General features: G+C 71.2%; 21 protein-coding genes. 7 read left to right on the top strand and 14 right to left on the bottom strand.

The genetic code is table 11. The features are described from left to right. Positions 1–38 precede the first annotated feature (38 nt). Positions 39–1,079 carry a LacI family DNA-binding transcriptional regulator gene (locus tag HHX35_RS38425; protein ID WP_182903511.1) on the top strand — a complete coding sequence of 347 codons (1,041 nt, stop codon included), beginning with the start codon at positions 39–41 and terminating at the stop codon, positions 1,077–1,079. A gap of 21 nt (positions 1,080–1,100) precedes the next feature. On the opposite strand, the gene HHX35_RS38420 is transcribed toward HHX35_RS38425, so the two are convergent. Next, entirely contained in the window at positions 1,101–2,792 is a 1,692-nt protein-coding gene (locus HHX35_RS38420) for a serine/threonine-protein kinase (protein ID WP_182903510.1), read from the bottom strand. A gap of 221 nt (positions 2,793–3,013) precedes the next feature. On the opposite strand from HHX35_RS38420, the gene HHX35_RS38415 reads away from it, so the two are divergent. Together HHX35_RS38415 and HHX35_RS38410 are read left to right on the top strand one after the other, a co-directional pair. After that, positions 3,014–4,546 (top strand): ricin-type beta-trefoil lectin domain protein, encoded by a 1,533-nt coding sequence (locus HHX35_RS38415; protein ID WP_220506369.1) that lies wholly within the window; start codon positions 3,014–3,016, stop codon positions 4,544–4,546. Between the two features lie 5 nt (positions 4,547–4,551). Further along, entirely contained in the window at positions 4,552–7,326 is a 2,775-nt protein-coding gene (locus HHX35_RS38410; RefSeq protein WP_182903509.1) for an AbfB domain-containing protein, read from the top strand. Here the strand turns inward: HHX35_RS38410 and HHX35_RS38405 are convergent. Next, on the bottom strand, positions 7,304–8,137 hold the full coding sequence (locus HHX35_RS38405; protein ID WP_310739594.1) for a helix-turn-helix transcriptional regulator: 834 nt from the start codon (positions 8,135–8,137) through the stop codon (positions 7,304–7,306). The two genes, HHX35_RS38410 and HHX35_RS38405, sit on opposite strands and share 23 nt — an antisense overlap. Before the next feature lie 84 nt (positions 8,138–8,221). On the opposite strand from HHX35_RS38405, the gene ilvD reads away from it, so the two are divergent. After that, on the top strand, positions 8,222–10,063 hold the full coding sequence (gene ilvD / locus HHX35_RS38400) for a dihydroxy-acid dehydratase (RefSeq protein WP_182903507.1): 1,842 nt from the start codon (positions 8,222–8,224) through the stop codon (positions 10,061–10,063). Between the two features lie 66 nt (positions 10,064–10,129). Here the strand turns inward: ilvD and HHX35_RS38395 are convergent, their stop codons facing one another. Then, complete coding sequence (locus HHX35_RS38395) at positions 10,130–13,159, bottom strand: MGH1-like glycoside hydrolase domain-containing protein (RefSeq protein WP_182903506.1); 3,030 nt, start codon at positions 13,157–13,159, stop codon at positions 10,130–10,132. A gap of 331 nt (positions 13,160–13,490) precedes the next feature. Between HHX35_RS38395 and HHX35_RS38390 the strand changes: the two genes are divergently transcribed. Further along, positions 13,491–14,582, top strand: a complete 1,092-nt coding sequence (locus HHX35_RS38390; protein ID WP_310739592.1) for a serine hydrolase domain-containing protein — start codon at positions 13,491–13,493, stop codon at positions 14,580–14,582. 95 nt (positions 14,583–14,677) lie between these two features. Here the strand turns inward: HHX35_RS38390 and HHX35_RS38385 are convergent, their stop codons facing one another. Further along, a complete protein-coding gene (locus HHX35_RS38385; protein WP_182903504.1) occupies positions 14,678–17,032 on the bottom strand; it encodes a PHB depolymerase family esterase in 2,355 nt (784 codons plus the stop codon). 381 nt (positions 17,033–17,413) lie between these two features. Here HHX35_RS38385 and HHX35_RS38380 point away from each other — a divergent pair, with 381 nt between their 5' ends. Beyond that, entirely contained in the window at positions 17,414–18,148 is a 735-nt protein-coding gene (locus HHX35_RS38380; protein WP_182903503.1) for a sulfotransferase family protein, read from the top strand. 39 nt (positions 18,149–18,187) lie between these two features. Here the strand turns inward: HHX35_RS38380 and HHX35_RS38375 are convergent, their stop codons facing one another. The 8 genes from HHX35_RS38375 to HHX35_RS38340 all read right to left on the bottom strand — a co-directional run bounded on the left by HHX35_RS38375 (position 18,188) and on the right by HHX35_RS38340 (position 22,923). Further along, positions 18,188–18,898: a hypothetical protein gene (locus tag HHX35_RS38375; RefSeq protein WP_182903502.1), complete on the bottom strand. Its 711-nt coding sequence runs from the start codon at positions 18,896–18,898 to the stop codon at positions 18,188–18,190. Further along, the gene (locus HHX35_RS38370; protein WP_182903501.1) at positions 18,895–19,566 is read right to left on the bottom strand and encodes a hypothetical protein; all 672 of its coding nucleotides are present in this window, start codon (positions 19,564–19,566) and stop codon (positions 18,895–18,897) included. The genes HHX35_RS38375 and HHX35_RS38370 overlap by 4 nt, the downstream gene beginning before the upstream one ends. Next, a complete protein-coding gene (locus tag HHX35_RS38365) occupies positions 19,563–20,453 on the bottom strand; it encodes a RimK family alpha-L-glutamate ligase (RefSeq protein ID WP_182903500.1) in 891 nt (296 codons plus the stop codon). Before HHX35_RS38365 ends, HHX35_RS38370 begins: the two co-directional genes overlap by 4 nt. After that, positions 20,450–21,226, bottom strand: a complete 777-nt coding sequence (locus tag HHX35_RS38360; RefSeq protein ID WP_182903499.1) for a hypothetical protein — start codon at positions 21,224–21,226, stop codon at positions 20,450–20,452. Before HHX35_RS38360 ends, HHX35_RS38365 begins: the two co-directional genes overlap by 4 nt. Then, a complete protein-coding gene (locus HHX35_RS38355) occupies positions 21,226–21,723 on the bottom strand; it encodes a hypothetical protein (protein ID WP_182903498.1) in 498 nt (165 codons plus the stop codon). The genes HHX35_RS38360 and HHX35_RS38355 overlap by 1 nt, the downstream gene beginning before the upstream one ends. Positions 21,724–21,725: 2 nt before the next feature. Further along, positions 21,726–22,064: a pentapeptide repeat-containing protein gene (locus tag HHX35_RS38350; protein WP_182903497.1), complete on the bottom strand. Its 339-nt coding sequence runs from the start codon at positions 22,062–22,064 to the stop codon at positions 21,726–21,728. Positions 22,065–22,271: 207 nt separating this feature from the next. After that, on the bottom strand, positions 22,272–22,643 hold the full coding sequence (locus HHX35_RS38345) for a cupin domain-containing protein (protein WP_182903496.1): 372 nt from the start codon (positions 22,641–22,643) through the stop codon (positions 22,272–22,274). Positions 22,644–22,737: 94 nt separating this feature from the next. Beyond that, positions 22,738–22,923 carry a hypothetical protein gene (locus HHX35_RS38340; protein WP_182903495.1) on the bottom strand — a complete coding sequence of 62 codons (186 nt, stop codon included), beginning with the start codon at positions 22,921–22,923 and terminating at the stop codon, positions 22,738–22,740. A gap of 484 nt (positions 22,924–23,407) precedes the next feature. Here HHX35_RS38340 and HHX35_RS38335 point away from each other — a divergent pair, with 484 nt between their 5' ends. Further along, the gene (locus HHX35_RS38335; protein ID WP_182903494.1) at positions 23,408–23,980 is read left to right on the top strand and encodes a TIGR03086 family metal-binding protein; all 573 of its coding nucleotides are present in this window, start codon (positions 23,408–23,410) and stop codon (positions 23,978–23,980) included. 43 nt (positions 23,981–24,023) lie between these two features. On the opposite strand, the gene HHX35_RS38330 is transcribed toward HHX35_RS38335, so the two are convergent. Together HHX35_RS38330 and HHX35_RS38325 are read right to left on the bottom strand one after the other, a co-directional pair. Next, positions 24,024–25,217, bottom strand: coding sequence for an MFS transporter (locus HHX35_RS38330; protein WP_182903493.1), 1,194 nt, complete (start codon positions 25,215–25,217; stop codon positions 24,024–24,026). A gap of 91 nt (positions 25,218–25,308) precedes the next feature. Then, positions 25,309–26,238: a LysR family transcriptional regulator gene (locus HHX35_RS38325; RefSeq protein WP_182903492.1), complete on the bottom strand. Its 930-nt coding sequence runs from the start codon at positions 26,236–26,238 to the stop codon at positions 25,309–25,311. Positions 26,239–26,269: the final 31 nt, after the last annotated feature.

The raw sequence follows: 26,269 nt of genomic DNA, 5'->3' as shown, positions 1-26,269 counted from the left end.
ATCTTCCCAACCCCAGCAGCCGGAGGTATAGGAGACGCATGGCCGGTCCAACCCTGCGTGACGTCGCCAAGCGGGCGAACGTGTCCATCCGCACAGTGTCCAACGTGGTCAACGGGTACGCACCGGTGTCGGACGAGTTGCGCGCACGCGTGCAGGCCGCGCTGGACGAGCTCGACTACCGCCCCAACCTCATCGCCCGCAACCTCAAGCAGGGCCGCAGCGGGATGATCGCCCTGGTCGTGCCCGAGCTGGACGTCCCCTACTTCGCGGAGCTCGCCCGCGAGGTGATCACCGCCGCCCGCGCCCGCGGCTACGTCGTGATGGTCGACCAGACCGACGGCGACGGCGAGCGCGAGCGCGAACTGCTGGGCCGGGACTCGCGGGCCACGATGTTCGACGGACTACTGCTGAGCCCGCTGAGCGTCTCGGCCGAGGAGTTGCGGGCCCGGGGCAACCGGGTCCCGATCGTGCTGCTGGGCGAGCACATCTTCAACGGCAGCTTCCATCATGTGGCCATCGACAACGTGGCCGCCGCCCGGGAGGCGACCGCGCACCTGCTGGGCCTCGGCCGGCGTCGCGTCGCCGCCATCGGCGACCAGCCGTACGCCACCGGTGAGACCGCGCAGCTGCGCACCAGCGGTTACCGGCAGGCGCACACGCGGGAGGGCCTGGGGGTGGACGAGCGGCTCGTCGTGCCGACTCCGCGCTTCCACCGCCGCCAGGGCGCCGCGGCCATGGAGCAGCTCCTCGCCCTGCCCGAGCCGCCCGACGCCGTGTTCTGCTACAACGACCTGCTCGCCCTCGGCGCGATGCGGGCGCTGACCCGTGCGGGGCTGCGCGTCCCCGACGACGTCGCCGTGGTCGGCATGGACGACATCGAGGAAGGTCAGTACAGCACCCCCAGCCTCACCACCATCGCCCCGGACAAGAAGGAGATCGCCCGCATGGCGGTGGACGTCCTCATGGAGTCGATCAGCGGGGCGGCCCGCCCGCCCGCCGAAATCGTGGTGCCGCATCGCCTGATCGTCCGGGAGAGCACGACCGGCCAGGTGCCCGCGTCGCCCGCGATCCCGTCCTGAGCGGGCGGCGCCGGCGAAGGGTCAGCGATACGTGTAGCAGTAGTTCGACTTGTTCTTGAACCGGTGGAAGGCCTTCTGGCCGGGATAGCGCCAGCGGCAGCCCGCGTCGCGCCGGCTCTGGGTGAGGTACATGGTGTCGCCCTTCCGCTTGACGCAGTACGCGCCGGGCGTGGGCGTCTCCCGGTACTCGACCCACTCCCAGCCGAGGCTCACGCAGTACTCGGTGAAGTGTCCGGGTCCCAGCTCCACGACCCGCTTGACCGGCGTGGGCGAGGGATTCGCCGGCTTCGCGGCCGGAGAATCGGCGGGGATCGGCACGGTCGTCTTCGAGTGGCGGACGGTCGGCCGCGCGGTGACCGTCCTCGTCGGGGCCGGCCGGGTGGTGTCCGGCCTGGCCGTGGACCGGCTCACCCGCGGCCGGTGCGAGGAGGCGGGCGGCGCGGATCGCGAGGCGGCGGTGGGCGAAGGGGCCCCGGACGGAGACGAGCCTCCGGCGGTGTCCGCAGAGGCGGCAGGGGCCGTGCCGACCGCCGCCGCCCGCTCCGTCGCCGAGGACCCGGTCCCCAGGAACGGCAGGTGCACGGACGGCAGCAGCGCGACGGCGGCGGCCACCGTGGCCGCCACGGCCACGACCACGGCGGCGACGGCGGCCCGGACCCGCCTGCGCCGCCCGCCGCCTGGCACGGTGACCGGCCCGGACGCCCCGGACGACAAGTCAGCCGGGCCGGCCTGGCTCGCCGGGCCTGGCGGGGACGCCCCCGGGGCGGGCGGCTCTGCGGAAGGGGACTCGGCCGGGCCACCCGGCACAGCCGACACAGCGGATGCGGCGGACACAGCGGGCGCGGCGGATACAGGCGGCGCGGCCGACGCACCCGGCGGGGCGGGTACGGCCGGTGCGGCTTGCCCGTCGTGGCGCGGGCGGACGAGACGGTCGACGATCTCCCGCGCCGTCGGCCGCCGTCCGGGGTCCTTGGCGAGGCAGGCCGCGAGCAGGTCGCGCAACGGCGCCTCGATCCCCTCCAGGTCGGGCTCCTGGTTGAGGATCCTGTTGATGATGGCGGGGATGGCGTCGGCGCCGAACGGCGGGCGGCCCGTGGCGGCGAACGTGATCGTGGACGCCCAGGCGAACACGTCGAGGGCGAAGCCGAGCTCGCCGGCCGCGAGCTGCTCGGGCGCCATGTAGGCGGGGGTCCCCACGACCTGGCTGGTCATCGTGCTCGTGGCGGCGAGGGCGCGGGCGATCCCGAAGTCGATGACGCGCGGCCCGTCCGGCCCGATCAGCACGTTCTGCGGCTTGAAGTCCCGGTGGAGGACCCCGGCGTCGTGCAGGGCGACCAGAGCGGTGGCCGTGCCGATGGCGAGCCGTTCGAGCGCGCCGCCCGACAACGGCCCCCGCGCGGCCACCACCTGGTTCAGCGGAGGCCCCTCGACGTACTCGCTCACGATGTACGGCCGGCCCCCGTCCATGCCGGACTCCAGCACCTGGGCCGTGCAGAACCGGGCGACCCTGCGGGCGAGGTCCGCCTCGCGGGTGAAGTCGGCGCGGGCCGCGGCGTCCCGGCCGAGCCGCGCGTGGAAGAGCTTGACCGCGACGAGGTCGCCGGACTCGGCCTCGCCGAGGTAGACCACGCCCTGCCCACCCTCGCCGATCCTGCCGGTGATGCGGTAGGAGCCCAGGCGTGCGGGATCGCTCGGCTCCGGCGGCTGCGGCATGACTCTCCGGTGGGTCGGGGGCACGTTCCGGAACTCCAGTATCCCGCCGAAGATCGACGACAGGACTGGATTCGGTAGACAGGCCCGCTTTCCTACGCATCCCATCCTCGCGAACGGCGGGATGTGTTTGGAAATGTTGGGTCTTGACGGGCGGTCATACCACTGTAAAGGTTCTTTTCAGAGAGCGCTCTCACGTCTCGTCACCCCCCAGAAGGACTGCCGTGAGACTCACCGTGCTGACCGGCGCGGCGGTGTTCGCCGTCGCGCTCGCCCTCCCCTCCGTGTCCGCGCATGCCGCCCCCTCCCCCGTCCCTCCGCCTGATCCCGGCGCCACCTCCAGCGGCACCGCGGCGACGATGCAGCAGGCGCTGCAGCGCGACCTGCACCTGACCCCCGAGCAGGCGCGGGTCCGCCAGACCCACGAAGCCGCGGCGGCGGCCGTCGAACGGCGGGTCCGCGCCGAGCTCGGCGACCGCTTCGCCGGCGCCTGGTACGACCCGGCGCGGCAGCGTCTGGCCGCCGGTGTCCTGGACGCGGGCGACGCCGAGCGCGTACGCGAGGCGGGCGCCGTGCCCGTCTCCGTGAAGCGCAGCGACAGGCAGCTGAACACCGTCAAGGCCGCGCTCGACCGGGCCGCCGGCGCCGCGGGCACCGGCGTCTACGGCTGGTACGTCGACCCGGCCGCCAACGCGGTCGTCGTGTCGGCGGCCGACCAGGCGACGGCGGCGGGATTCGTGCGAGCCGCGTCCGCCGACGCCGCGGCGACGCGGATCTCCGTCGCCCAGGCTCCCCGCCTCGTCTACGACGTCCGGGGCGGCGACCAGTACGTCATCAACGGCAACGTGCTGTGCTCCGTCGGGTTCTCGGTGAACAACGGCGGCTTCGTCACCGCCGGGCACTGCGGGCGCGCCGGCAACCCCACGCTGGGATACAACAACGTCGTCCAGGGCACCTTCGCCGCCTCGTCGTTCCCGGACAACGACTACGCCTGGGTGCGCACCAACGGCGACTGGACGCCGCGCCCCTGGGTCAACGACTACGGCGGCGGCACCGTCTCGGTGGCCGGCTCGCAGGAGGCGCCCGTCGGGGCGTCGATCTGCCGCTCCGGGCGCACCACGGGCTGGCGCTGCGGGGTCGTCCAGGCCAGGAACGTGACCGTCAACTACTCCGGCTCGCTGGTCTACGGGCTCACCCAGACCAGCGCCTGCGCCGAGGGGGGCGACTCGGGCGGCGCCTACATGTCCGGCGACCAGGCCCAGGGCGTCACCTCCGGCGCCGCGGGGAACTGCTCCACCGGCGGCACCACCTTCTTCCAGCCGGTCAACGAGATCCTCGGCGCGTACGGCCTGAGCCTGACCACCACGGGCGGCGACACGAGCGCGCTGATCAGCAGCCTCAGCGACAAGTGCATCGACGTGCCGGGCGCCGACTTCAGAGACGGCGCGCCGTTGCAGATGTACACCTGCAACGGCACCGACGCCCAACGGTGGACCTTCACCGGCGGCACGCTGCGCACGCAGAACAACCTGTGCATGGACGTGGCCTGGGGGTCCAGGGACAACGGCGCCGTGATCCAGATCGCGACCTGCAGCGGCAACCCCGCTCAGCGGTTCGTGCTCAGCGCGGCGGGCGACCTGGTCAACCCGCAGTCGAACAAGTGCGTCGACATCGACGGCTGGAATCCGGACGACGGCGCCCGGCTGATCCAGTGGGAGTGCCACGGCGGCGCCAACCAGAAGTGGCGGCGGGGCTGATGCCGATGATCCAGCTTCGCCGGACTCTCGCCGCCGCGACCGCCCTCCTGCTCACGGCGGCCTGCCTGGTCCTCGCCGCGCTCACCGCGTCAGCCGCGTCCGCCGCCGTCTGGCAGCCGAAGACGCCGCCCCTGTCCACGCCCTGGACCGCCCAGGTGTCCCCCGCCAACGCCCTGCCCGACTACCCGCGTCCTCAGCTCGTCCGGTCCGAATGGCTCAACCTCAACGGCGTGTGGGAATTCGCCGGCGCGCCCACCCTCGACTCCCCTCCCATCGGCCGGACGCTCGCGGAGGGCGTGCTCGTGCCGTACCCGATCGAGTCCGCCCTGTCGGGGATCAAGCGCCACGAGGACACCATGTTCTATCGGCGCGCCTTCACCGTCCCGTCCGGCTGGTCCGGACGCCGGGTGATGCTCAACTTCGGGGCGGTCACCTGGGAGGCGCGGGTGTGGGTGAACGGCGTCCAGGTCGGCCGGCACACCGGCGGCTACGACGCCTTCTCCTTCGACATCACCTCCGCCCTGCGGTCCGGGGACAACGAGCTGATCGTCGGGGTGTCCTCGCCGATCGACGGCAGCACGTTCCCCATCGGCAAGCAGCGCCGCGACCCGGGCGGCATCTGGTACACCGCGTCGTCGGGCATCTGGCAGACGGTGTGGCTCGAACCGGTGAACGCCGCCCACGTGACCCGGCTCGACACCACGCCCGACGTGCCCGCCGGGGTCCTGGACCTCGTCGTGCGGGGCTCCGGCGACCAGGTCAGGGCCGAGGTGCTGAGCGGCGGCACCGTCGTCGGCTCGGCCACCGGCGCGGTCGGGTCGCACATCCGCGTGCCCGTGCCCGACGCCCGCCTGTGGTCGCCCGACGACCCGTTCCTGTACGACCTGCGCGTGACGCTCACGGGCGCCGGCGGCGGCGACGTCGTGACCGGCTACTTCGGGATGCGGTCGATCGGGAAGGCGGTGGCCGGCGGGGTGCTGCGCCCGGTGCTCAACGGGAAGTTCGTGTTCCAGCTCGGCACCCTCGACCAGGGCTACTGGCCGGACGGGATCTACACGGCGCCGACGGACGAGGCGCTGCGCTCCGACCTGGAGCGGCAGAAGACCCTGGGCTTCACCATGGTCCGCAAGCACATCAAGGTCGAACCCGCCCGCTGGTACTACTGGGCCGACAAGCTGGGCCTGATGGTCTGGCAGGACATGCCCTCGCTCGACGCCGTGGACGACACACCGGAGCGCGGCCACGCCAACTACGAGTCCGAGCTGCGCAGGCTCGTCGAGCAGCTCAAGGGCATCACGTCGATCGTGATGTGGGTCCCGTTCAACGAGGGCTGGGGCGAGTACGACAACCAACGCATCGTCGACCTGGTCCGGTCCATCGACTCGACCCGGCTGATCGATCACGACTCCGGGTCGAACTGCTGCGTCTCCGACCCCGAGCCGGCCAACGGCGACGTGATCGACGACCACTGGTATCAGGTCCCCGGCGAGACCGACACCCGGCTTCCCTCGGCCACCCGCATCGCCGTGCTCGGCGAGTTCGGCGGCCTCGGCAGGCGCGTCCAGCGCCACGAGTACCAGCCCGGCGCCGGGTTCGCCTACGGCGACCTGTACCCCGACGAAGGGTCGCTGACGAACCGCTACGTCGAGGTCACCAGGCAGGTGGAACGGCTCGTGCACACCCGAGGGCTGTCCGCCTCGGTCTACACCGAGCCGTACGACGTGGAGAACGAGGTCAACGGGTTCTTCACCTACGACCGCCGGGTGCTGAAAATGACCGAGTCGCGCGTGCGGGAGGCCAACCGGCACCTGCTCGCGGTCGCGGCGGGCACCGACGTCCCCCGGGGCGAGCCGGTGTCGCTGCGGGTGACCACGCCCGGCTTCACCGGCCGCTCCCTGCGCCACCAGGACGGGCTCGCGCGCACCGACGTGATCGACGGCGGGAGCTCCGACCTGGCCAAGCAGGACGCGACGTTCTGGACGCGCCCGGGCCTGGCCGACTCCTCGTGCGTGTCGTTCGAGTCGCGCGACTTCCCGGGCGATTATCTGCGCCACTCGGACTACCGGCTGCGCAAGGACCGGCAGGACGGCACCGCCCTGTTCGCGGCCGACGCCACGTTCTGCCCGCGCGAGGGGCAGGGCGGGACCAGGCTGGAGTCCTACAACCTGCGCGGCCACTACATCCGCCACTACAACGAGCTCGTCTACGTCGCGAAGCAGGGCGGCGCCAACCCATGGGACGCCGCCGCGAGCTTCGCCGCCGACACCACGTGGGCGGTGACCGTCCCGCTGTGGCGCAGCGGCGCCGACCTGCCGCTCGACCAGGCCCGCTCGTTCCGGGTCACCACTCCGGGGTTCACCGACCGCTACCTGCGGCACCGCAGCGGCCTGGCCCGCACCGACGTGGTCACCGCGGGAAGCGACGCCCTGCTGAAGTCCGACGCCACCTTCGTCGTACGGCGCGGGCTGGCCCAGCCGACCTGCTACTCCCTGGAGTCACGCAACTATCCGGGCCGCTACCTGCGGCATTCCAACTTCCGGATCCGTTTGGACGCCCCGGACGGCGGCGAACTGTTCCGCCGCGACGCCACCTTCTGCGCACAGCCCGGCGGCACGCCGGGAAGCGTACGCCTGGCGTCGCTCAACGAACTGGGCACGAACGTCCGTCATTACGCCGAGGAGGTCTGGGTCGCCTCCGGCGGCGGCGCGCATCCCTACGACAACCCCGCCTCGTACGCCGAGGACGTGAGCTGGGCCGTCACCGCCGCCTGGGCTCCATGAGGCGGGCTTCGCTCCCGGGAGCGGGGGTGTAGACGACCAGGTGCAGGTCCGGGTGGTCGGCGGGAGCCAGCCGGTGGTGCTCGAAGCGCACCACGCCCGCGACCGGATGCCTGAAGACCCGCTCGCGGGAGGTGAAGCCCTCGATGTGATGGCTCTGCCAGGCGTCGCGGAACGGTTCGCTGACCCGTAGCAGGCGCTGCACGACCGGCGAGCGGGCCAGGTCGCCGAGGCGCGGCCCGGCCTCGGCGCGGAACTCGGCGAGGAACCGGCGGCTGGTGGTCTCCCAGTCGGGCAGCAGGTCGCGGACGTAAGGGTCGGTGAAGACCAGCCACAGCAGGTTGCGCTCGTCCGGTCCGGCCGCGGCCACGTTCGGATACAGCGCCGTGTAGGCGGCGTTCCATCCGCAGATCGTCCAGTCCGGCGCGATGGCGTAGGCCGGGAAGGCGACGAGCGCGTCGAGGAGGCGCTGGACGTGGGCGGGCGCGGCGTGCGCGGACGGCCCCGCGGGCCGGCTGGGCTGCGGGGCGTATCCGGCCAGGGAGAGGACATAGGTGTGCTCGGCGGCGGTCAGGCGCAGGGTGCGGGCGAGAGCGTCCAGGACCTGGCGGGAGGGCTGGATGTCGCGGCCCTGCTCCAGCCAGGTGTACCAGGTGGCGCTGACCCCGGAGAGCGTGGCGACCTCCTCACGGCGCAGGCCGCCCCGGCGGCGGGGCCCGGCCGGGGGCAGGCCGACAGCGGTCGGGTCCAGGCGTGTGCGCTTCGCGCGCAGGAAGCCGCCCAGTTCCGCCTGCCGCTGCGATGCCGTTCCCACGGGGATCAGGGTAAGTGCTGGTAGTAGAAGTACTAGCAGTCTGGCCGTCTTCGCCCCGCCTTCGCGCGCCGCAAGCATGGGGACATGCCACAGCTGAGATCACGTACGGTCACCCACGGACGGAACATGGCCGGAGCGCGCGCCCTGATGCGCGCCTCCGGCGTGCCGAGTCAGGACATCGGTGTCAAACCGGTTGTCGCGGTGGCCAACAGCTTCACCGAGTTCGTCCCCGGCCACACGCACCTGCAGCCGGTGGGCCGCATCGTGTGCGAGGCCATCGCCGGCGCGGGCGGCATCGCGCGGGAGTTCAACACCATCGCGGTCGACGACGGCATCGCGATGGGACACGCCGGGATGCTGTACTCGCTGCCGTCCCGGGACCTGATCGCCGACTCCGTCGAGTACATGGTCCAGGCCCACTGCGCCGACGCCCTGGTGTGCGTCTCGAACTGCGACAAGATCACGCCGGGGATGCTGATGGCCGCGCTGCGGCTGAACATCCCCACCGTGTTCGTCTCCGGCGGCCCCATGGAGGGCGGACGGGCGGTGCTGACCGACGGCACGGTGCGCACCCGTCTGGAGCTGGTCACGGCGATGTCCGAGGCGGTCGACCCGGCCGTGTCCGACGCGGACATCGCCCGCATCGAAGAGGCGGCCTGCCCCACCTGCGGCTCGTGTGCCGGCATGTTCACCGCCAACTCGATGAACTGCCTGGTGGAGGCGCTCGGCCTGGCCCTGCCCGGCAACGGCTCGACCCTGGCCACCCACGCCGCCCGCCGGAGGCTGTACGAGCAGGCAGGCCGTACGGTCATGGAGCTGGCCGCACGCCACTACGACAAGGACGACACCTCCGTGCTGCCCCGGGCCATCGCCTCACGGGCGGCCTTCGACAACGCCATGGCCCTGGATCTGGCCATGGGAGGCTCCACCAACACCGTTCTCCACCTGCTCGCCGCGGCCCACGAGGCGGAGCTCGACTACACCCTGCGCGACATCGAGGCCCGCTCACGCACCGTGCCGTGCCTGTGCAAGGTCGCCCCCAACAGCCCCTATCTGATGGAGGACGTCCACCGGGCCGGCGGCGTCCCCGCCATCCTGGGCGAGTTGCACCGCGCCGGACTTCTCCACGAGAACGTGCACGCCGTCCACGCCGGCTCGCTCACCCAGTGGCTGGCCACCTGGGACATCCGAGGCGCGACACCCGCACCCGAGGCCCTCGACCTCTTCCACGCCGCCCCCGGCGGCGTCCGCTCCGCGTCCGCCTTCTCCCAGTCGGCGCGATGGGAGTCCCTGGACACGGATCCTGCGGGCGGCTGCATCCGCGACACGGCCCACGCCCACTCGCCGGACGGCGGGCTGGCGGTCCTGCGCGGCAACCTCGCCCCCGACGGCGCCGTGATCAAATCCGCCGGCGTCCCCGACGGCATGCACGTCTTCACCGGCCGCGCGGTGGTGACGGAGTCACAGGAGGAGGCCGCGGAAGCGGTCCTGTCCGGGCGGGTGACACCGGGCAGCGTGCTGGTCATCCGCTACGAGGGCCCGCGCGGCGGCCCCGGCATGCAGGAGATGCTCTACCCCACCGCCTACCTCAAGGGCCGCGGTCTCGCCGAGACGTGCGCCGTGGTCACCGACGGCCGCTTCTCGGGCGGCAGTTCCGGCCTGTCGGTCGGCCATGTCTCACCCGAGGCCGCGGCGGGCGGTCCCCTCGCGCTGGTCGAGGACGGCGACGTCATCACCGTCGACGTGGCCGCACGTGCCCTCCACGTCCGGGTGCCCGACTCGGACCTCGCCGCCCGCCGTGCCCGGCTGGAACGGGGCACCGGCTATCGGCCCCGCGACCGTGAACGGCACGTCTCCACGGCCCTGCGCGCCTACGCGGCGCTGGCGCAGTCCGCCGACACCGGAGCGGTGCGGCTGCCCGTGTGATCGGGCCCCGTCAGCCGGTGTCGGCGCGCGTCCTTCACATGCGGCCCGCACTGCACATGCCGCCCCCTAGGAGGAACTGCGGCCCTCCAGGCCGGCGATCGCGATCGTGCCGGACGTGCCGCGCAGGCCGAAGCCGTAGCGGAAGCCCTCGCGGGCCTGCGGGGTGGCGAGCGTGCCGCCGATGTCCGCCGTACGCAGCGGACGCCACTGGCCGCCGGTGTAGGCGAAGGAGGTGACGGTGTCGCCGGACAGCACCAGCGCGAACCGGTCGCCCGGCTTCAGGGTCAGCGGGGCGTCGCCCGGCGTGTCGAGGAACCGGCCGCCGACCCGCACGTTGATGCCCGACTGCTTGCGGGTGTTGTTGTACCAGGCGGTCACGTAGGTGCCCGCGTCCTTCACCCAGCCGACGAACACGCTGTCCTCCGGGCTGCCGGTGCCGGCGAACTCCCCTGCCGTCACCACGCTGATCGCGTCGGCCGACGAGAGCCCCGCCGGCCCGGCGGCCAGGCCGAAGAACGGCTGTGCGCCGCTGCCCGCGAACCGGCCGCCGCCGGCCGTGACCGCCGGCAGGGCCTCGCCGCCCTCGGGTCTGTAGAGGGTGTAGCCCGCCGAGGTGTCGGCGCCGAAGTCGTCCTCGACCTCCGCCGTCCCGTAGGCGTCCGGGTCGAGCCCCACGGTCACCTGGGCGTAGGGGCTCACGGCCCGCGCCGACCCGTCGTACTCGGCGATCGCGCGCACCGGGTGGGCGCCGACGCGCGGCGCGGTTCCGGCGGGCGGCGCGACCCGCCAGCGTACGGTGAACTCGCCGCCCGGCCGCACCACCGGGGTCCGCGGGCTGCCGACCGGCTCGGCCGACCAGCCCGGCGGCACGGCCAGCGACGCGGTGACCCGGGTGGCGGGCGTGCGTCCCCGGTTGGCGAAGGTGGTGGTCACCTCGGCGGGCACGCCCGGACCCGCCTGCCCGGCGACCGCCGCGTCCACCGTGGTGTCGCCCGCGGCGGGCGACCACGCCTGCAGTTCGGTGACGCCGACGTACGCACCGGGCGGGTTGCCGAACACCAGCCGGATCCTGGTCGTGGTCAGGGCCGGGAACGTGACGCGGTTCAGCGCCGCGCCCACGGGCCGTTCGGGCGTGCGCGTCTGGTCCGGCACCTCGCGCCACGCCGCGCCGTCCCAGAACTCCAGCCGGTATGACGCCGGGGCCTTCACCCCGCCGCCGTCGTCGTAGGCGTAGAACCGCACGTCGCTCACCCGGGTCGGCACGCCGAAGTCCACGCCGAGATGGTCCTCGGCGTTCGGGGAGCGATAGTTGGTCCACCGGTTGTGCGGGATGTCGTCGTAGAAGATCCGCCCGTCCACGGCGTCCCACACGTTGTCGATGCCGTTGGTGTACGACGCGAACGGCTTGGGGTAGCCGGTCCCGTACGGGTTGGCGGCGTCGTCGCTCGGCCGGGAGGACCGGCCGGGTGTCACGGCGGCAGGCACACGGGCGGTCAGCTCGCCGACCGTGGCCCGGCGGGCGGCCTGCCTGCCGTCCACGTAGACGCGCAGGCCCGCGCCCTGGCCGTATCTGCTGCCGTCGCGGTCCCACAGGACCGTCACGTTGTGCCCGTGGTAGGGCACGTTCTCCAGCGCGAAGTAGTCCCACCCGGCCGGGACGAGCGGGTTCAGCACGACCTCGCCGTCCGGCTGCGGGCGCAGCCCGATCAGCCCGCTGATCACCAGGTCGTCGAAGGTCGAGTGGTTGTAGTGCTCGCTGTGCCCACGGGAGTCGTAGATCCAGCGCGGCTCGTCCGGGTGGTGCGCCTCGGCGACGTACGGGTGCCCGTCCTTGTACTGCGTGAGCGCGTAGCCGCGCAACAGGCTGTAGTAGTCGGCGGCGGTGACCACGTCCTGGTGGTAGTCGTCGAGCAGGTTGGCCATCGCCGTGAGCGTCGTCGAGGTGGAGTAGGGCCAGCTCGGCCCGTCCCAGCGGCAGCAGCCGCTCAGCGCGTCGCGCATGAACAGCGGGCTGCGGCGCTCCGCGGTGGTCGGCCCGTAGGGCGCGGCGAATCCCTGCGGGTCGAGCAGCTGCGCCCACGCCTTCTCCGTGCCGGGCTCGGCCATGTCGAACGCCCACGGCACGAACCCGATCTGCTCTCGCGTCGACACCAGCCGCTGCCGGGGGTCCAGATCGGCGCGGGCCTTGTGGTAGAAGAAGGACCGCTCCGGGTCCCACAGGTAGCGGTGCAGCGCGTCCCGCAGCGACGCCGCCCGCTTCTCGAACTTCCTGGCCAGAGTCTTGTCGCCGCCCATGTCCGCGATGGCGGCGATCGCCTTCGCGTCGCCGTACTGGTAGGCGTTCAGCGTCGGCCGGTAGCCCGCGCCGCCGTGGTAGGGATCGGCCGGGTCGGTCTCGTAGGAGGAGGCGGTGTACTCCATCGCGTCCCACACCGGCACCGACCAGTAGAGGCCCAGCGTCTTGTCGTACTGGCCGCCCCACTTGTCGTACTGCCGGACCAGGTCGGGCAGCAGCCCCTCGACGAAGGACGCGTCGCCGGTGACCAGATAGCGCTGGTAGGCGGCGTCGGCCGCCCACCAGGAGTACTGGTGCGCCCAGTCGTCGGTGTCCTTGTTGACGTAGTCCTCCTTCGGCTTGGGGCCAGCGCCCGGTCCCTGCAGCCAGTACGTGAGGTAGTCGTCGATCGGGCGGGTGTCGCGCAGCCAGCGCCCCTCGTACACGTGGTGACCCGCGGCGGCGACGATGCCGCCGAGCGGGGCGGAGTAGCCGGGCGGGTTGTGGAACTCGGTGATGACGTCGCCGGTGGCGGAGTCGGTGTAGCGGATGTGCCGCTTGTAGGTGCTCCAGCGGTAGTAGTAGACGTCCTGGATCTCCCGGTCGGGGACCTCCAGGAACGGGATGTTGGCCTTGTACCACTCCGGCTCGGCGTAGCCCGACACGAGCGCGTCGTGGTCCAGGAAGGCCGTGCCCCTGCCGACCTCCGGGTACGCCGCGGACGGCGCCTGGGCGTGGACGGCCTCGGCCTGGGCGGGGATCAGGGCGGTCGGCGCGGCCAGCGCCGCGAGCGTCGCGAGCACCGCGACGGCGTGTCTCATGGTCACCTCGGGCGTTCTCACCGTTCTCACCGTTCTCAGCGTTCTCGGGGGGTGACGGCGACCGGGCGGTGCCCGGCTCTCTCACATGCGATCGGGTTCGACCGAATATGTTCGATGTTGCACAGTGTTGAGCAGTTTTGACAGAAACACAAGACGGGTCTGCTTGTTTTCGACCGAACTTCAGCACCGTGTTCCGGTTCCTGCCGCCTCCCGTGGGTACCACCCCCTGACACGCATGCCTGCGCTTGCGAGGTGGGCCATGAGGTGTTGCACGTCGCGTTTCAGGTGCGCGCGCTCCCGTTCACGCCGGTGGACCGGCGCGTGCGCCGCCGTGCTCGCCGTCCTCGGCGTCCAGGCGCACTCGGCCGCGCCCCTGATGCGGCCGGACGCCGACGTCGTCCAGAAGCTGCTGGACGACCTGGTGCGCGGGGACGGATTCCCGGCCGCCCTCGCCGCCGTACGGAGCAGGGACGGGCGCGTCCGCGACTACACCGCGGGAGTGGGCGACCTGCGGACCAGGGCCAGGACGCCGGTCGACGGGGAGGTCCGGATCGGCAGCAACACCAAGACCTTCGTCTCCGTGGTCGTCCTGCAGCTGGCGGGCGAGGGGAAGGTCCGCCTGGACGAGCCGGTCGAGACCTATCTGCCCGGCCTCATCCGCGGGAACGGGAACGACGGTCGCCGCGTCACCGTGCGGCAACTGCTGCAGCACACCAGCGGCCTCCCCGAGTACACCGGGTTCCTGGACCTGGCCGTCGCGCCGTACCGGTACGACTATTACGAACCCCGGCGGCTGCTGGACATGGCCCTGCAACAGAAGCCGGCCTTCGCGCCCGGCACCCGGTGGAAGTACACCAACACCAACTACATCGTCGCCGGGCTGCTCATCGAGCGGGTCACCGGCCGGCCGGTCGCCGAGGAGATCACCAAACGGGTGATCAGGCGGCTCGGCCTGCGCCACACCTACTTTCCCGCGGTCGGCGAGCGAGGCATCAGGGGACCCCACCCGGACGGCTATCAGCAGGACCCGGACAAACCGCTCGTAGACATGACCGACCTGGATCCCTCGTGGGCATGGGCCGCCGGGCAGATGGTCTCCACCCCGGCCGAGATCAACCGTTTCTTCGGCGCCGTCGTCGGCGGCAAGCTGCTCAAGCCCGAGCAGTTGAAGGAGATGCGCCGCACCGTCGCCGTTTCCCCGCACGCGCCCGCGGGCTACGGACTCGGGCTGTTCCGCCGGCCGCTGAGATGCGGCGGCCAGAGCTGGGGGCACGGAGGCGACATCCCCGGCTACTCGACCTGGAACTCGGTCACCGACGACGGACGCGCCGTCGCGATCGCCGTCACCCGGACCCCCTTCCCCTCCGAGGCTGCGGAGAAGCACCTCGACGCGGCCGTCCAGACGGCCCTCTGCGGCAGCTGAGTGGACGGACACATGCAGCGGGGCACCCCCGCGGGTGACGGGGGTGCCCCTGCACGCTCCTCCTGGTCAGGAGCGCGTCATCGCGGTTCCACCGGTCAGGAGGCGCCGCACGTCAACGTCGGCGTCTCCGCGCTGCCGTTGGCGACGAAACCGAAGGTGGTCGTGCCGTCGGCGGCCAGCGTGCCGTTCCACGACTCGTTGCGCACGGAGACCGAGGCGCCGGAGCCGGACTTGAGGCCGCCCCACAGCTGGGTGATGGACGGGGAGCCGGACCAGCTCCAGTTCACCGTCCAGCCGCTGACCGCCGAGCCGCCGGCGCGGACCGTGACCTCGGACTGGAAGCCGCCGGGCCAGGAGTTGATCGTACGCATCGTCGCGCTGCACCCGCCCGGCTCCGGCGAGGTACCGGGCGACGGGCTGACCGGAGGAGTCGGGCTCGGGCTGACGGGCGGGGTCGGGCTGGGGCTGTCGGGCGGAGTGGGGCTGGGGCTGACCGGCGGGGTCGGGCTGGGCGAGGTGTCGGGTACGGCGGCGTTGAGGGCGTTGAGGACCGCGGTGTAGGCGGGCTTCTTGTTGCCGTTGCCGTCGAACAGCAGCGGGGTCTGGCTCGATCGCCAGGAGTCGCTGTCGCGCACGCCCCACGTGGTGATGCCGACGCAGCGCGGCACGGCCAGGCAGTCGTTGACGATGTTGGCGTAGGTGGTGGCCGAGGCGCCCTCGACGTCCAGCTCGGTGATGGCCACGTCGACGCCCAGAGCGGCGAAGTTCTGCAGCGTCTGGCGGTAGTTGCTGGGGTAGGGGCTGCCGCTGTTGAAGTGGGACTGGAAACCGACGCAGTCGATCGGCACGCCGCGGGACTTGAAGTCCTTGACCATGTTGTAGACGCCCTGCGTCTTGGCCCAGGTCCAGTTGTCGGTGTTGTAGTCGTTGTAGCACAGCTTGGCCGCGGGGTCGGCGGCGCGCGCGGTGCGGAAGGCGACCTCGATCCAGTCGTTGCCGGTGCGCTGCAGGTTGGAGTCGCGCCGGCCGCCGCCGCTGTCGTCGAAGGCCTCGTTGACGACGTCCCAGTAGGGGATCTTGCCCTTGTAGTGGGCCATCACGCCGTTGATGTGGTTGATCATCGCCTGGCGCAGCGCGCTGCCCGACAGCGACTGCATCCAGCCGGGCTGCTGGGCGTACCAGGCCAGCGTGTGCCCGCGCACCTGCTTGCCGTTCTGCACCGCCCAGTTGTAGATCCGGTCGGCGTTGGTGAAGTTGAACTGGTTCTGGTTCGGCTCGGTGGCGTCGATCTTCATCTCGTTCTCGGCCGTCACCATGTTGAACTCACGATTCGCGATCGTGGTGTACGCCGAGTCACCGAGCTTGTTCGCGCTGATCGCCGTACCGAAGTAACGGCCGCTGCGGGCCGCGGCCGCACCGAGGGTGGTGGCCGGGGGGCCGCCGCTCGGGCCGGACGACGGGCTCGGAGAGGGGCTGTTCGGCGGCGTGGGCGACGGCGTGGGCGACGGAGAGCTCGGCGTGGTGTTGTTGAGGCCGAGGAAGTCGATCGCATAGGCGATCATGCCGTTGAGGGGCAGCGAGTGCCCCTGACCGGAGACGCTGACGCCCTCGACCGGTGGCTGGGTGCTGGTGTCGCCGTACCGGGTGCGGGTCCACCCCGACGAGGGGCTGTCGGTGGACACGGGCGTCTGGCTGACGCCGTTGAGGTTGGTCCACTGCTTGATCTCTTCGCCGAAGTTGTTGTAGTTCAGCGTCGTGTCGGCGGTGCCGTGCCACAGCTGCATGCGCGGGTAGGAGCCGCTGTAGCCGGAGTACATCGAACGGGCGAGGTCACCCCACTGCTGGGCGGACTTGATGCTCTGCCCGCCGGAGCACTGGCTGTTCCAGGTGGAGCCGTCGGTGGTGGCGAAGCAGCCCGCCGGGACGCCCATGAAGGCCGAGCCCGCCTTGAAGACGTCCGGATACTCGGCCGCCAGCACGTTGGTCATCATCGCGCCGGAGGAGACGCCGCTGACGTAGACGCGGCCGGGGTCCACGTTGTAGCGCGACTTGGCGTAGTCGACCATCGACATGATGCCGACCGGGTCGCTGCCGCCGCCCCGCTTCAGCGCCTGGGACGAGTACACGTCGAAGCACTGGCCGCTGCGCGTGGCCTCGGGGAACACGATGATGAACCCGTACTGGTCGGCCGCGGTCACGTAGTCGCGGAAGTATCCGCCGAACAGCGCCGACGCCGTGCCCGTGCAGTAGTGGACCGCGACCAGCAGCGCGGGCCGGGCGGCCACCCGGTCCGGCACGTAGATGTACATGTTCAGGTTGCTCGGGTTGTTGCCGAAGCTGGTCACCCGGGTCAGCGAGGCCGCGGCGGCCGGTTGGGTGACCAGCAACGTGGTCGCCGCGACCACGGGCATCAGCACGGCGGCCAGTAAGGCCACGATGCGTCGTCTCACGTGAGCTGTCCTTCCTCCGGTTGCGCCGACCGGGACGTGTGGCCGTGGCGCCCGGGACCGGGCTTCCGTACTGCTCGCAGATCGCGGATGCCACACCCTCACCGGATCCGGCGACGTGAATGTTTCCGAAGCGTGCCTAAAACTTTCTGGTGGCTCAAGCCACAGATCATCGTGAGTTCTGCGCCGACGAAGACGAGGACGTCAGGGGCACTACACCCCGCCTGGAGACCGGCGGCGATTGGAAAGTTTCATGGAGACGCCGAAATATTGTCAGACCGTGGAGGCGGCATGCCCCGGGAGTGCGGACGCGCCGTGAGAACACCCGGCGGCCGGGCATGGTCTACCGCGTCAGCCGGCGGGGGCGACGACGGGAGCCTGCACATGCTGGAGGTCATCGGCGCGGGACTTCCGCGCACCGGAACGACGTCGACGAAGGCGGCCCTGGAACGGCTCGGCTTCGGGCCCTGCTACCACACCTTCGAGGTCCTGCTCCGCCCGGAGCTCGCCGAGCGATGGCTGCCCGTCTGCTCGGGCGGGCCGGCCGACTGGGAACACGTCTTCGAGGGCTTCCGGTCCTGCGTGGACTGGCCCGCCAGCTTCTTCTGGCGGGAGCTGGCACGGGCCTATCCGGACGCCAAGGTCGTCCTCACGGTCCGCGACCCGCGCAGCTGGTATTCCAGCTTCCGCGTGCTGGGCTCGCTGAGCCCGCGCGAGCCGATGCGGGAGGACGAGGCGCCGGAGGCCATTCGTCCCGTCGTCGCCGCGATGACGAGCCTCCGGCCGCTCTTCGAGCGGATCAGCAGGTCGGTCTTCGGCGAGGGCTGGCGGCCCGGTCACACTCCGGACGAGGAGCGGGCCGTCGCGGCCTACCACCGGCACGTCGCCACGGTGCAGGCCGCCCTTCCCGCCGAGCGGCTCCTGGTCTTCGACGTGCGCGAGGGGTGGGGACCGCTGTGCGCCTTCCTCGGGGTCGCCGCTCCCCCGGACGCCCCGTTCCCGCACCTCAACGACGCCGCGTCGATCCGCAGGACGTTCGAGCTCATGCACACCGAGGGCCGTGTCCACGTCCCCTTCGATCCGGGAGGCCGCCGGTCGCCCCCACCGGCCTCCCGGTAGCCCTGGACGTCGCGCCGACGACCCGAAGCGGAACGCCGGTCACCAGTAGAGGACCCAGCCGCCGGCGTCCCGGATGCCATGCCCCTGCAGAGTGACGCGCTGGTCGCCGGGGTGCCGCCGCGAAATCGCGGCGATGCGGTGCATCAGGGGCCGCCGCTGCACCGACATCCACCCGATCCGGTACTCGTGACGCCGCACCGGCTTGGTGTTGCCGATGCTCTGGAGTGTCCGCCCGAGCCGTTCCAGCCGGATCACCTCCGGCTCCGTGACGTCCCAATACTCGAGGGCGCCGCCGCACTGCGGCAGAGCGACGGGCAGGGTGAACGAAACGAGCTGCTCGACCTCGGCAAGGTCGAACGGCCAGCGGATGTTCCGATGCTGCAGATCGAAATGCTGGCTCGGCCTGGGGGTGACGGCGATCGCCTCACCTTCGAATACGTGAAAGCCGGGCAGCGCCACTCCGTCGTCGTATCGGGTGGGCATGGCGAGCACTTCGGACAGCGTCCTCGCAACCCGATCGAGAAGATCACCGAAATGCTCATGGATCAGCTGGTTCTGCGCGGCGAGCCGGCCGTAGTAGGTCTGTTCCGGACGGTCCGAACCCACCACGTCCAGATAGGCCGCCAGCCCCAGGGTGAAATAGCCGGAGCCGCGGGAAAGCCAATGCGGCCGCAGATCCTCTACTCGCGCCCGCACCTCGGCACATTCGTCCTCGTTCAAGACCTCCACGTCGACGATGGACGGCCTCACCAATAGAGGATCCATTTGTCCCCCTCCACACACAGGGCATGACCTTGAAGGGTGATCCTCCGGCACCGCGGCGACGAAGGAACCTCGGCCCGCCGGTGCAGCGTACGGCCGGAGTGGACGAGCAATTCCCCGAGGCGATACCACTCCGCGGACACCCGGCCGCGCTTGTCTCCCGCGTCGAGCCGGCAGAACTCGATGCCGCCACCCGCAAGCGGGAGTTCCACGGGCAGCGTGAAAGTGAGCGTGGCCGTATAGGCCGTGGCCGGGACGGGAAGGTCCCGGAACTGAAGATCCAGATGAAATCCGTCGCGCAGCGTCGCATGCAGCGATCGGGCGAGAAAGACATGGAAGCCGGGACGGGCGAGTTCCGGCGCGTACTCACATCGTCCACCGACAAGGTCGGCGACGGCGTCCCGGACCGCGACCAGCAGATCCCCGAACGCCTCGACGAGCAGACGGTTGTCGTGCTCGGCTTTCTTCCGGTAATTCCCGTAGGATCCGCCCGCGCACACATCCAGGTAGGTCGCCGCGCCCAGCGTGAAAAACGCGTCACCGCGTCGCCGCCATTCGCCTTCCAGCCCGTCGAGACGCTCGACCACATCCCGGCATTCCTCCGGGCCGAGGATCTCGATCCTCCGTACGGGGGTGTCGTCGGTGAGCCGCCTCATGATTCGAGCACCCGGCAGAGCGCGGCGGAGATGGCGCCGGCGCAGCGACGGTCGTAGGACCCGTAGCCCGGCATGGGATTGACCTCGAGACACCACCATCGGCCGGCGTGATCCACCCGGAAGTCCCAGCCCGTGAAGAGCAGGCCCATCTCCTTCGCCGCCCCGTCCATCAGTGAGACCAGCGTCGTGGGCACGTCGACGGCCCGGTGACGCGTCGTCGCATCCTTCTCCCGGTAGTCCACAGAATCGGAGTCGATCCGCTCGGCGAACGCCTGACCGTCCACCAGGTGGACCCGCACGTCGAACCCGTCGATCCATTCCTGGAGGTGCACCGGACCGGCGGCGGGCTCGAAGTCCGCGAGATCGCCGGGCCGTACGAGCTGCGCGACACCACGCGTTCCGGAGACGGCCTTCACGATGGCGGGACCCCGGCGGGACAGGAAGGACCGCAGCCTGTCGGGGCTCGACGTAGTGAGACTGGCCGGCACCAGGAACCCCCGCGCGCTCAGCCACCATTCATGGAGCGGTTTCGTGCCGTTGTGGCTCTGCGCGCCGGGACGGTTGACGACGGGTCCGGGAATCGAGTCGAGGTAGGCCAGCAGTGCGTCGACGAGATGCCGCCAGGCTCGGCCCTCGCCGGCCGGAAGGACCGGCGAAAGATCCACGACGCGCGCGTAGTAACGGCCGTCACGAGGCAGCGGGAGCGCACGCCCGGCGTCGTCGTGCAAAATCGCGCTCTCGTCGCCGGGTTCGAGTACGAACCTCCACGGGTGCCGCACGATCTGATGGAGGTCGACGAAGACCACCTCGTGTCCCGTCGCGACGGCCCGTTCTATGAACCGGCGGAGCGTGGTGTCGACGCTGACACCGACCGCGTGGATGCTCATCCGGTCAGACTCCGCAGGAGTGCCGCGCACACGTCGGTCAGCACCGGACGGCACTCCTGCACGCTGGGAAAAGGGTTCACCCGGGCCAGCGCCGCCGGCGCCTCCCCGAACGGGATCGCCCAGCTCACCGTGGCGAACCGCACGCCGAGTCGCGTGGCCACGTCCACGCTGTCGGCTTCGATGTCGCGGTCGCCGACGTCGGCCCGGGTGACGCGGAAGCCCTCGGTTCCCACCACGATCACCTGCTCCCAGCCACGTGGCCGTGCCAGAGCCCTCGAACGGCCGAAGCGGGTGCCGCTCGGATCGTCGACCACCGCCCAGGTCTCCAGGCTCTGGTGATAGCGGAACGCGGCGCCCGGGGGCATCGCGTGCCAGTACGCCTCGGGCGCGGCGTCCCTCATACCGGCTCGCTGCTGGGTGACGACGGCGGAGGCGGACACGCGGGCCGACCATCCCCACGCGTTGGGCCTGTTGATCACCGGCCGTGCGGTCATGGCGGCGGCCGACCAGAGAGTCGAGAACACCTCCGTGTGCGCGAACCGCTCGTCCGCGTCACGCATCGCGTCCTGAGGACGCAACGGTCTGAGGAGCAGGGCGCACGCGGGCTCCACCCGCACGCTCGTGCCGTTCTGGACGATGGTCATCGCCCTCGCCGCCTCGGTCGGTCTGGCTCGGACCACGCGGACGTCTCCCGCATGACGCGCCAGAACCGCGCCGAACGGGTCGTCGGCCTCGTCGACCACCACGATGTCGGCCTGCTCGATCGCCGACATCAGAAGATCGGTTGATTGAGGAGAGCGGCCAGCCGCACGCTGTGCACCTCGGCGATGAGAGTGAAGGCGTCCGCCGGAAGGACGAGCTCGTCACCGTGCCGAATGATCACATTCTCTCCGCCGGCGCTGTCCTTGTCGCCGCCCTTGTCGTCTCCCTTGTCACTGGTGTCCTTGCCCTTGTCGCTGGCGTCTTTGGAACCGTCTTTCGCGCCGTCCTTGTCGCCGTCTTTCGCCCCGTCTTTGTCGCCGTCCTTGGATCCGTCCTTGGATCCGTCCTTGGCGCCGCCATCCTTTCCGTCCTTTTTGTCCCAGAGGCCCGTTTCTCCGGAGTCCTTTGCTCCGTCCTTCCCGTCCTTCTTCGATATCGCCTCGTCAAGTCCCCTTTCGATCAGGGCGGCGACTTCGGCGGAAATCCTGTCGGAGTGTTCCCGGACCATCTGGCCCAACACGTCTACGCGATGCGCGGCCGAGATGAACGGCCGGATCCGGTCTGCCATGGCTACAGACCTCCCGGGGTGCCGTGCAGCATACGCAAGAGGTTGCCCACGTTGATCCCGTTGATCACCAGTCGATCAACGTCGCAGTTGATGAGCTCGACGCCCCGGAGGCTGCATCCGGTGAACGTCGCACCGTCCAGGTCGGAGCCGTCGAAGGAGGCTCCTTCGAAATTCGAGTGATGCAGTCTGGAATTGAAGAATCTGACTTGCGTGAGCACCGAATGTGAAAGATCGGTGTTGGCGAAGGTGGAGCTGACCGCGTTCACATTCGCCAGCAGCGTGTTAGGCCGTAACGGAGATCTTTCCGGCTCGTCCTGACGCCCCTGCGCCTCTTCCGTCATCTTTCATTTCTCCTCCCCCTCGCCCCGCCGTGAATTAACCCGAGCATGAACGAGCCCCCGTTAACCGTCAACGATTTTCCGGTTGCCGTCACGCGAACGTCCGGCGGACCCCGGTCGGGCACGCGAATGCCCGCGCGGGGGTACGGCCCGGCGGCAAGGAGCCTCAACGGTCACGGCCGAGACCGTCACCGAGACGCTTCGGAGTGATCAGGGGCGCACGGCGTACACCTTGCGGAGCGTCTCGTGCACCGTCCACACGGTGCGCGCGCCACGGGGCATCAGGACGACGTCGCCCGGGCCGACGTCGAGCACCGGACCGTTCTCGACCTCGATCGTCGCGCTGCCGCAGAGCACGACGAAGACCTCGTCCACCTCGGTGTCGGTGCTCACACCCGGCCCGTGCTGCCAGACGCCGACCGCCAGGTCCGTGCCCGACGCCAGCTCCAGGTGACGGACCTCAGGGGTTCCGGACACGACCCGGGCGGGGTCGAGCGGGTCCGGATCGAGGTCGGCGTCGGCCAGGGCCGCCGCCCGCACCACGCGCGGGGTCCCGGTGAACGATTTGTCGTGGCGGTTCATCCTCGATCAGGTCCCATCGTCGGAATCGTACGGCCGGGCCTCGTCATTCCCGCGAAGCCTCCGGCCAGGCCTCGGACTCGCCCTGCCGACGCGGTCAGCCGAGGGCCGCGTGGATGATATCGGCGCAGGCGGCGGCGTCGAGGGCCAGGCCCTGATGGTCGCCGGGGAAGATGAGCGGCTCGACGCCGAGCCGTTCGGCCAGCACCCCGGGCGGACAGAGCGGGAACGCCGTCACCCGATCGCGCGGGCCTGCCGTCCAGGCCACAGCAGAGGCCGTCACACCGCTGGGGGATCAGAACGGTTCCGCGGACGTCGCCCGGCGAGACCGCGATCGCTCCCGACGGCCCGTACGACAGGGAGTACAGCGGCGCGTACACGCCCCGGCCCTTGGCTTCCCGCTCGCCGACCGCCTCCCAGGGCCGCCATGGCCACCCGGAGGGCTCCGGGTCCACGGCGTACGTCCCCGGTTCCATAAGAGCGGGAACCAGTTCATTGCCGTACGTCTGGTGGGCGTGGTCGGGAAGCGCGACCCGCACCACGGGCGAGGTCAGCACGGCTCCGCAACCCGCACACGCGAACACCGGCACATGCCCTCCCGGACCGACGCGGGGATCATGCTCGATCGTATTGAACCGCGTGAGGACCGCCCCGGCGACCGACGGGCCGGCAGAGCCGCTTCCACGAGGTACGACCGGACCGTATCGTGCAGATGTTCACGTCCGAGGGCGATCCCGACGGAGTCGCGCTGGAGAGGATGCTCACCGATGGCGCTGTCCGACCGTCCGGCCGAGCGGCACCGGCAGGTCGCCGGATTGTTCACCGAACGGGTACGCGGCACCAGGTCGTGGGACGTGCCCTCCCCCGTCGCCGGCTGGGCCGCCCGCGATGTCGTCCGCCACCTGACCGAATGGTTCCCCGGGTTTCTCGCCGCCGGCGCCGGCATCGAACTGCCCTGCGGCCCGCCGGTGGACGAGAACCCGGCCGCCGCGTGGCAGGTTCACTGCGACGGTGTGCAGGCGATCCTGGACGATCCGGAGACGGCGTACCGGGAACTCGCCAACCCCCACATCGGCAGCCTGCCTCTGGCGACCGCGATCGACCGGTTCTACACCGCCGATGTGTTCATGCACACCTGGGACCTGTCCAGAGCCACCGGCCAGGACGACCGGCTGGACGCCGGCTTCTGCGCTCGACTGCTCGCTGAGATGGAGCAGATGGAGCAGGTCATCCGCTCCTCCGGCCAGTTCGGCACCCGGGTCGAGGTGCCCGGCGATGCGGATGCCCAGGCCAAACTGCTGGGTTTCATCGGCCGGGACCCGTTCTGGCCGGAGCGGTGACCCGCACGTCCCTGACCTCACTCGCCGGTCTGTACCCCCGGCGCTACCGCGCGGTGGTGGCGGCGTCGAGTGGTGACGCCGGGACGGTCAGGACGGTGGCGACCAGGGCGGCCAGTGCCAGCGACGCGACGCCGATCACCGCGAGGGACGTGCCGAGCCCGCCGGTCACCGCGGTCAGGGCGCTGACGAGCAACGGGGACAGGAACTCGCCGAGGAACAGCGCGGCGGTCCACAGCCCGGTGCCGCGGCCCCGCCGCGCGAACGGCAGCCCGCCGACCGCCCACGTGAGCAGGGTCGGCAGCAGCAGCCCGGTGGCGAACCCGGTGAGCACGGCGCCCGCGACGATCACGGGCAGGGACCCGGCGGCGAAGATCAGCAGCAGGCCGAGCCCGGACAGCGCGAACTCCGCGACGAGCAGCACCCGCGCGCCGCGGCCCGCCGCAGCCTTGGCGAACAGGCCTGCCCCGACCGCGGTCGCCAGGGACATCACCGCGGTGACGGCGCCGATGACGGCGGTGTCGGCGACCCCCGCCCCGTCCAGCACGTACGACAGCTGCACGATCAGCGTGTAGAAGACGACGCCTCCGCCGACCGTCACCAGGGAGGGCACGGTGAGAGCGCGCCAGGGCCAGGACTGCCGGTCCTCGTGGCGGGAGGCGGCGGGCTGCCACAGCAGGATCGCCATGGGGACCGCGATGAGCGCGGCGGCGGCGTACATCCAGAAGGGCGTGCGCCAGCCGCCGGCGCCGAGCAGGCCGCCGAGCGCGAAGAAGACGGTAGCGGCGACGGTGGTGGCGAGGGTCTGCATGCCGAGGTAGCGGGCGCGGCGCGGCCCGGACCAGTAGTCGGCGATCAGGGTGGTGCAGCAGGTCATGATGGCCGCCTCGCACACGCCGACGAGCACCCGGCTGACCAGGATGGCTTGGAGCGAGTCCAGGTAGAGCGGCGCGGTACCGCAGACCGAGTAGGCGACCATGGTGACGATCAACAGCCGCTTGCGGTCGAACCGGTCCGCGATGGCGCCGGCGAAGGGCGCCCCCAGTGCGACGAACAGCGCGGGAACGGTCAGGACGACCGGGACCAGGACGGCGGCGCCCGGGGTGGCGGCGAAGTGCTCGCTCATGCGTGGCAGGACCGGGGAGAGCAGGACGGCCCCGAGCACGGGCATGCAGCTCCCGGCGAGCAGCACGATGAGCTGGGGCAGACCCGCCCGCGTGGTGGAGACCGATTGGGACATACGGGGCCTCGCTGGATGTCGCGGGGATGTGGCAGGCATCACTGTCAGACATCCGGCGCGGTGCGCGGAAGACGGAAAGTGCCGATGGTCGTCATCCACCCGGTGGATGGCCGGGCAGCGCGGGCAGTCCGGCGCCCACCCGGGCGGCGGTCTCGCGCAACCAGATGTGGGCGGCGTCGTGCGTGTGGACGGGGTGCCACCACAGGGCCTCCTGCAGCGGCACGGCCGGGAACGGGCAGGGCAGCGTGCGGACCGGGGCGAGGTCGCGCAGCAGGCCGGCCAGGCGCCGCTGGATCAGCGCGATCCTCCGGGTGCCCGCCACCAGGCTCGGCAGGAGCTGGAAGCTGTGCACGGACACGTCCACGTGCGGCTCCAGCCCGAGCATGGACATCTGGCGGGCGACCGGGGCGTCGAACGGCCGCTGGTAGACCACCCACGGCAGCCGGGCCAGGTCGTCCATAGTGAGCCGCTCCCCCACCTCGGGGTTGTCGGCGGAGACCAGGCAGACCCACTCGTCGCGGTACAGCTCCACCGCCGGGAAGTCGCTGATCACGCCGTGCGGCATCAGCATGCCGTCCACCCCGCCGAGCTCGGAGTCGGCGTTCTCCACGATGCCGGGCGACGCGGGGAGGAAGTGCAGCCGTACGCCGGGCGCCTCGGCGTGCAGGACGCGGGCGAGCTCCGCGCCGAAAACCGCGATCGCGTAGTCGGACGACAGCAGGGTGAACTCGTGCCGCTCGGTCGCCGGATGGAAGTCCGCGCGGCTGGTGAACAGCCGTTCCAGCATCGCGTAGGCGTTGGCGGCCGGGGCGCGCAGCGCGGTGCCGAGGGGCGTCAGCTCGTAGCGGTTGCCCTGCCTGACCAGCAGTTCGTCGCCGAAGTGGCGGCGGAGCCTCGCCAGGGCGGCGCTCGTCGCGGGCTGGCTCAGCCCGATCCTCGCGCCCGCCCGGGTCACGTTGCGCTCCTCCAGCAGGGCGCACAGGGCGACCAGCAGGTTGAGGTCGAGCCTCTCGAGGTTCACGGCGCCCTCACTATCCATGGCATGGATCGAG

It is taken from the genome of Microbispora sp. H10830 (genome assembly GCF_014161375.1).
GTDB lineage: Bacteria > Actinomycetota > Actinomycetes > Streptosporangiales > Streptosporangiaceae > Microbispora > Microbispora catharanthi.
The sequence above is the reverse complement of the archived record's forward strand: the minus strand, read 5'-3'. Positions and strand labels throughout refer to the sequence as shown.

Coding starts and splice junctions, on each gene's coding strand:
- HHX35_RS38425 (WP_182903511.1), top strand. CDS start 39: ATGGCCGGTCCAACCCTGCGTGACGTCGCCAAGCGGGCGAACGTGTCC.
- HHX35_RS38420 (WP_182903510.1), bottom strand. CDS start 2,792: ATGCCGCAGCCGCCGGAGCCGAGCGATCCCGCACGCCTGGGCTCCTAC.
- HHX35_RS38410 (WP_182903509.1), top strand. CDS start 4,552: ATGATCCAGCTTCGCCGGACTCTCGCCGCCGCGACCGCCCTCCTGCTC.
- ilvD (WP_182903507.1), top strand. CDS start 8,222: ATGCCACAGCTGAGATCACGTACGGTCACCCACGGACGGAACATGGCC.
- HHX35_RS38395 (WP_182903506.1), bottom strand. CDS start 13,159: ATGAGACACGCCGTCGCGGTGCTCGCGACGCTCGCGGCGCTGGCCGCG.
- HHX35_RS38380 (WP_182903503.1), top strand. CDS start 17,414: ATGCTGGAGGTCATCGGCGCGGGACTTCCGCGCACCGGAACGACGTCG.
- HHX35_RS38370 (WP_182903501.1), bottom strand. CDS start 19,566: ATGAGGCGGCTCACCGACGACACCCCCGTACGGAGGATCGAGATCCTC.
- HHX35_RS38365 (WP_182903500.1), bottom strand. CDS start 20,453: ATGAGCATCCACGCGGTCGGTGTCAGCGTCGACACCACGCTCCGCCGG.
- HHX35_RS38360 (WP_182903499.1), bottom strand. CDS start 21,226: ATGTCGGCGATCGAGCAGGCCGACATCGTGGTGGTCGACGAGGCCGAC.
- HHX35_RS38355 (WP_182903498.1), bottom strand. CDS start 21,723: ATGGCAGACCGGATCCGGCCGTTCATCTCGGCCGCGCATCGCGTAGAC.
- HHX35_RS38350 (WP_182903497.1), bottom strand. CDS start 22,064: ATGACGGAAGAGGCGCAGGGGCGTCAGGACGAGCCGGAAAGATCTCCG.
- HHX35_RS38345 (WP_182903496.1), bottom strand. CDS start 22,643: ATGAACCGCCACGACAAATCGTTCACCGGGACCCCGCGCGTGGTGCGG.
- HHX35_RS38335 (WP_182903494.1), top strand. CDS start 23,408: ATGGCGCTGTCCGACCGTCCGGCCGAGCGGCACCGGCAGGTCGCCGGA.
- HHX35_RS38330 (WP_182903493.1), bottom strand. CDS start 25,217: ATGTCCCAATCGGTCTCCACCACGCGGGCGGGTCTGCCCCAGCTCATC.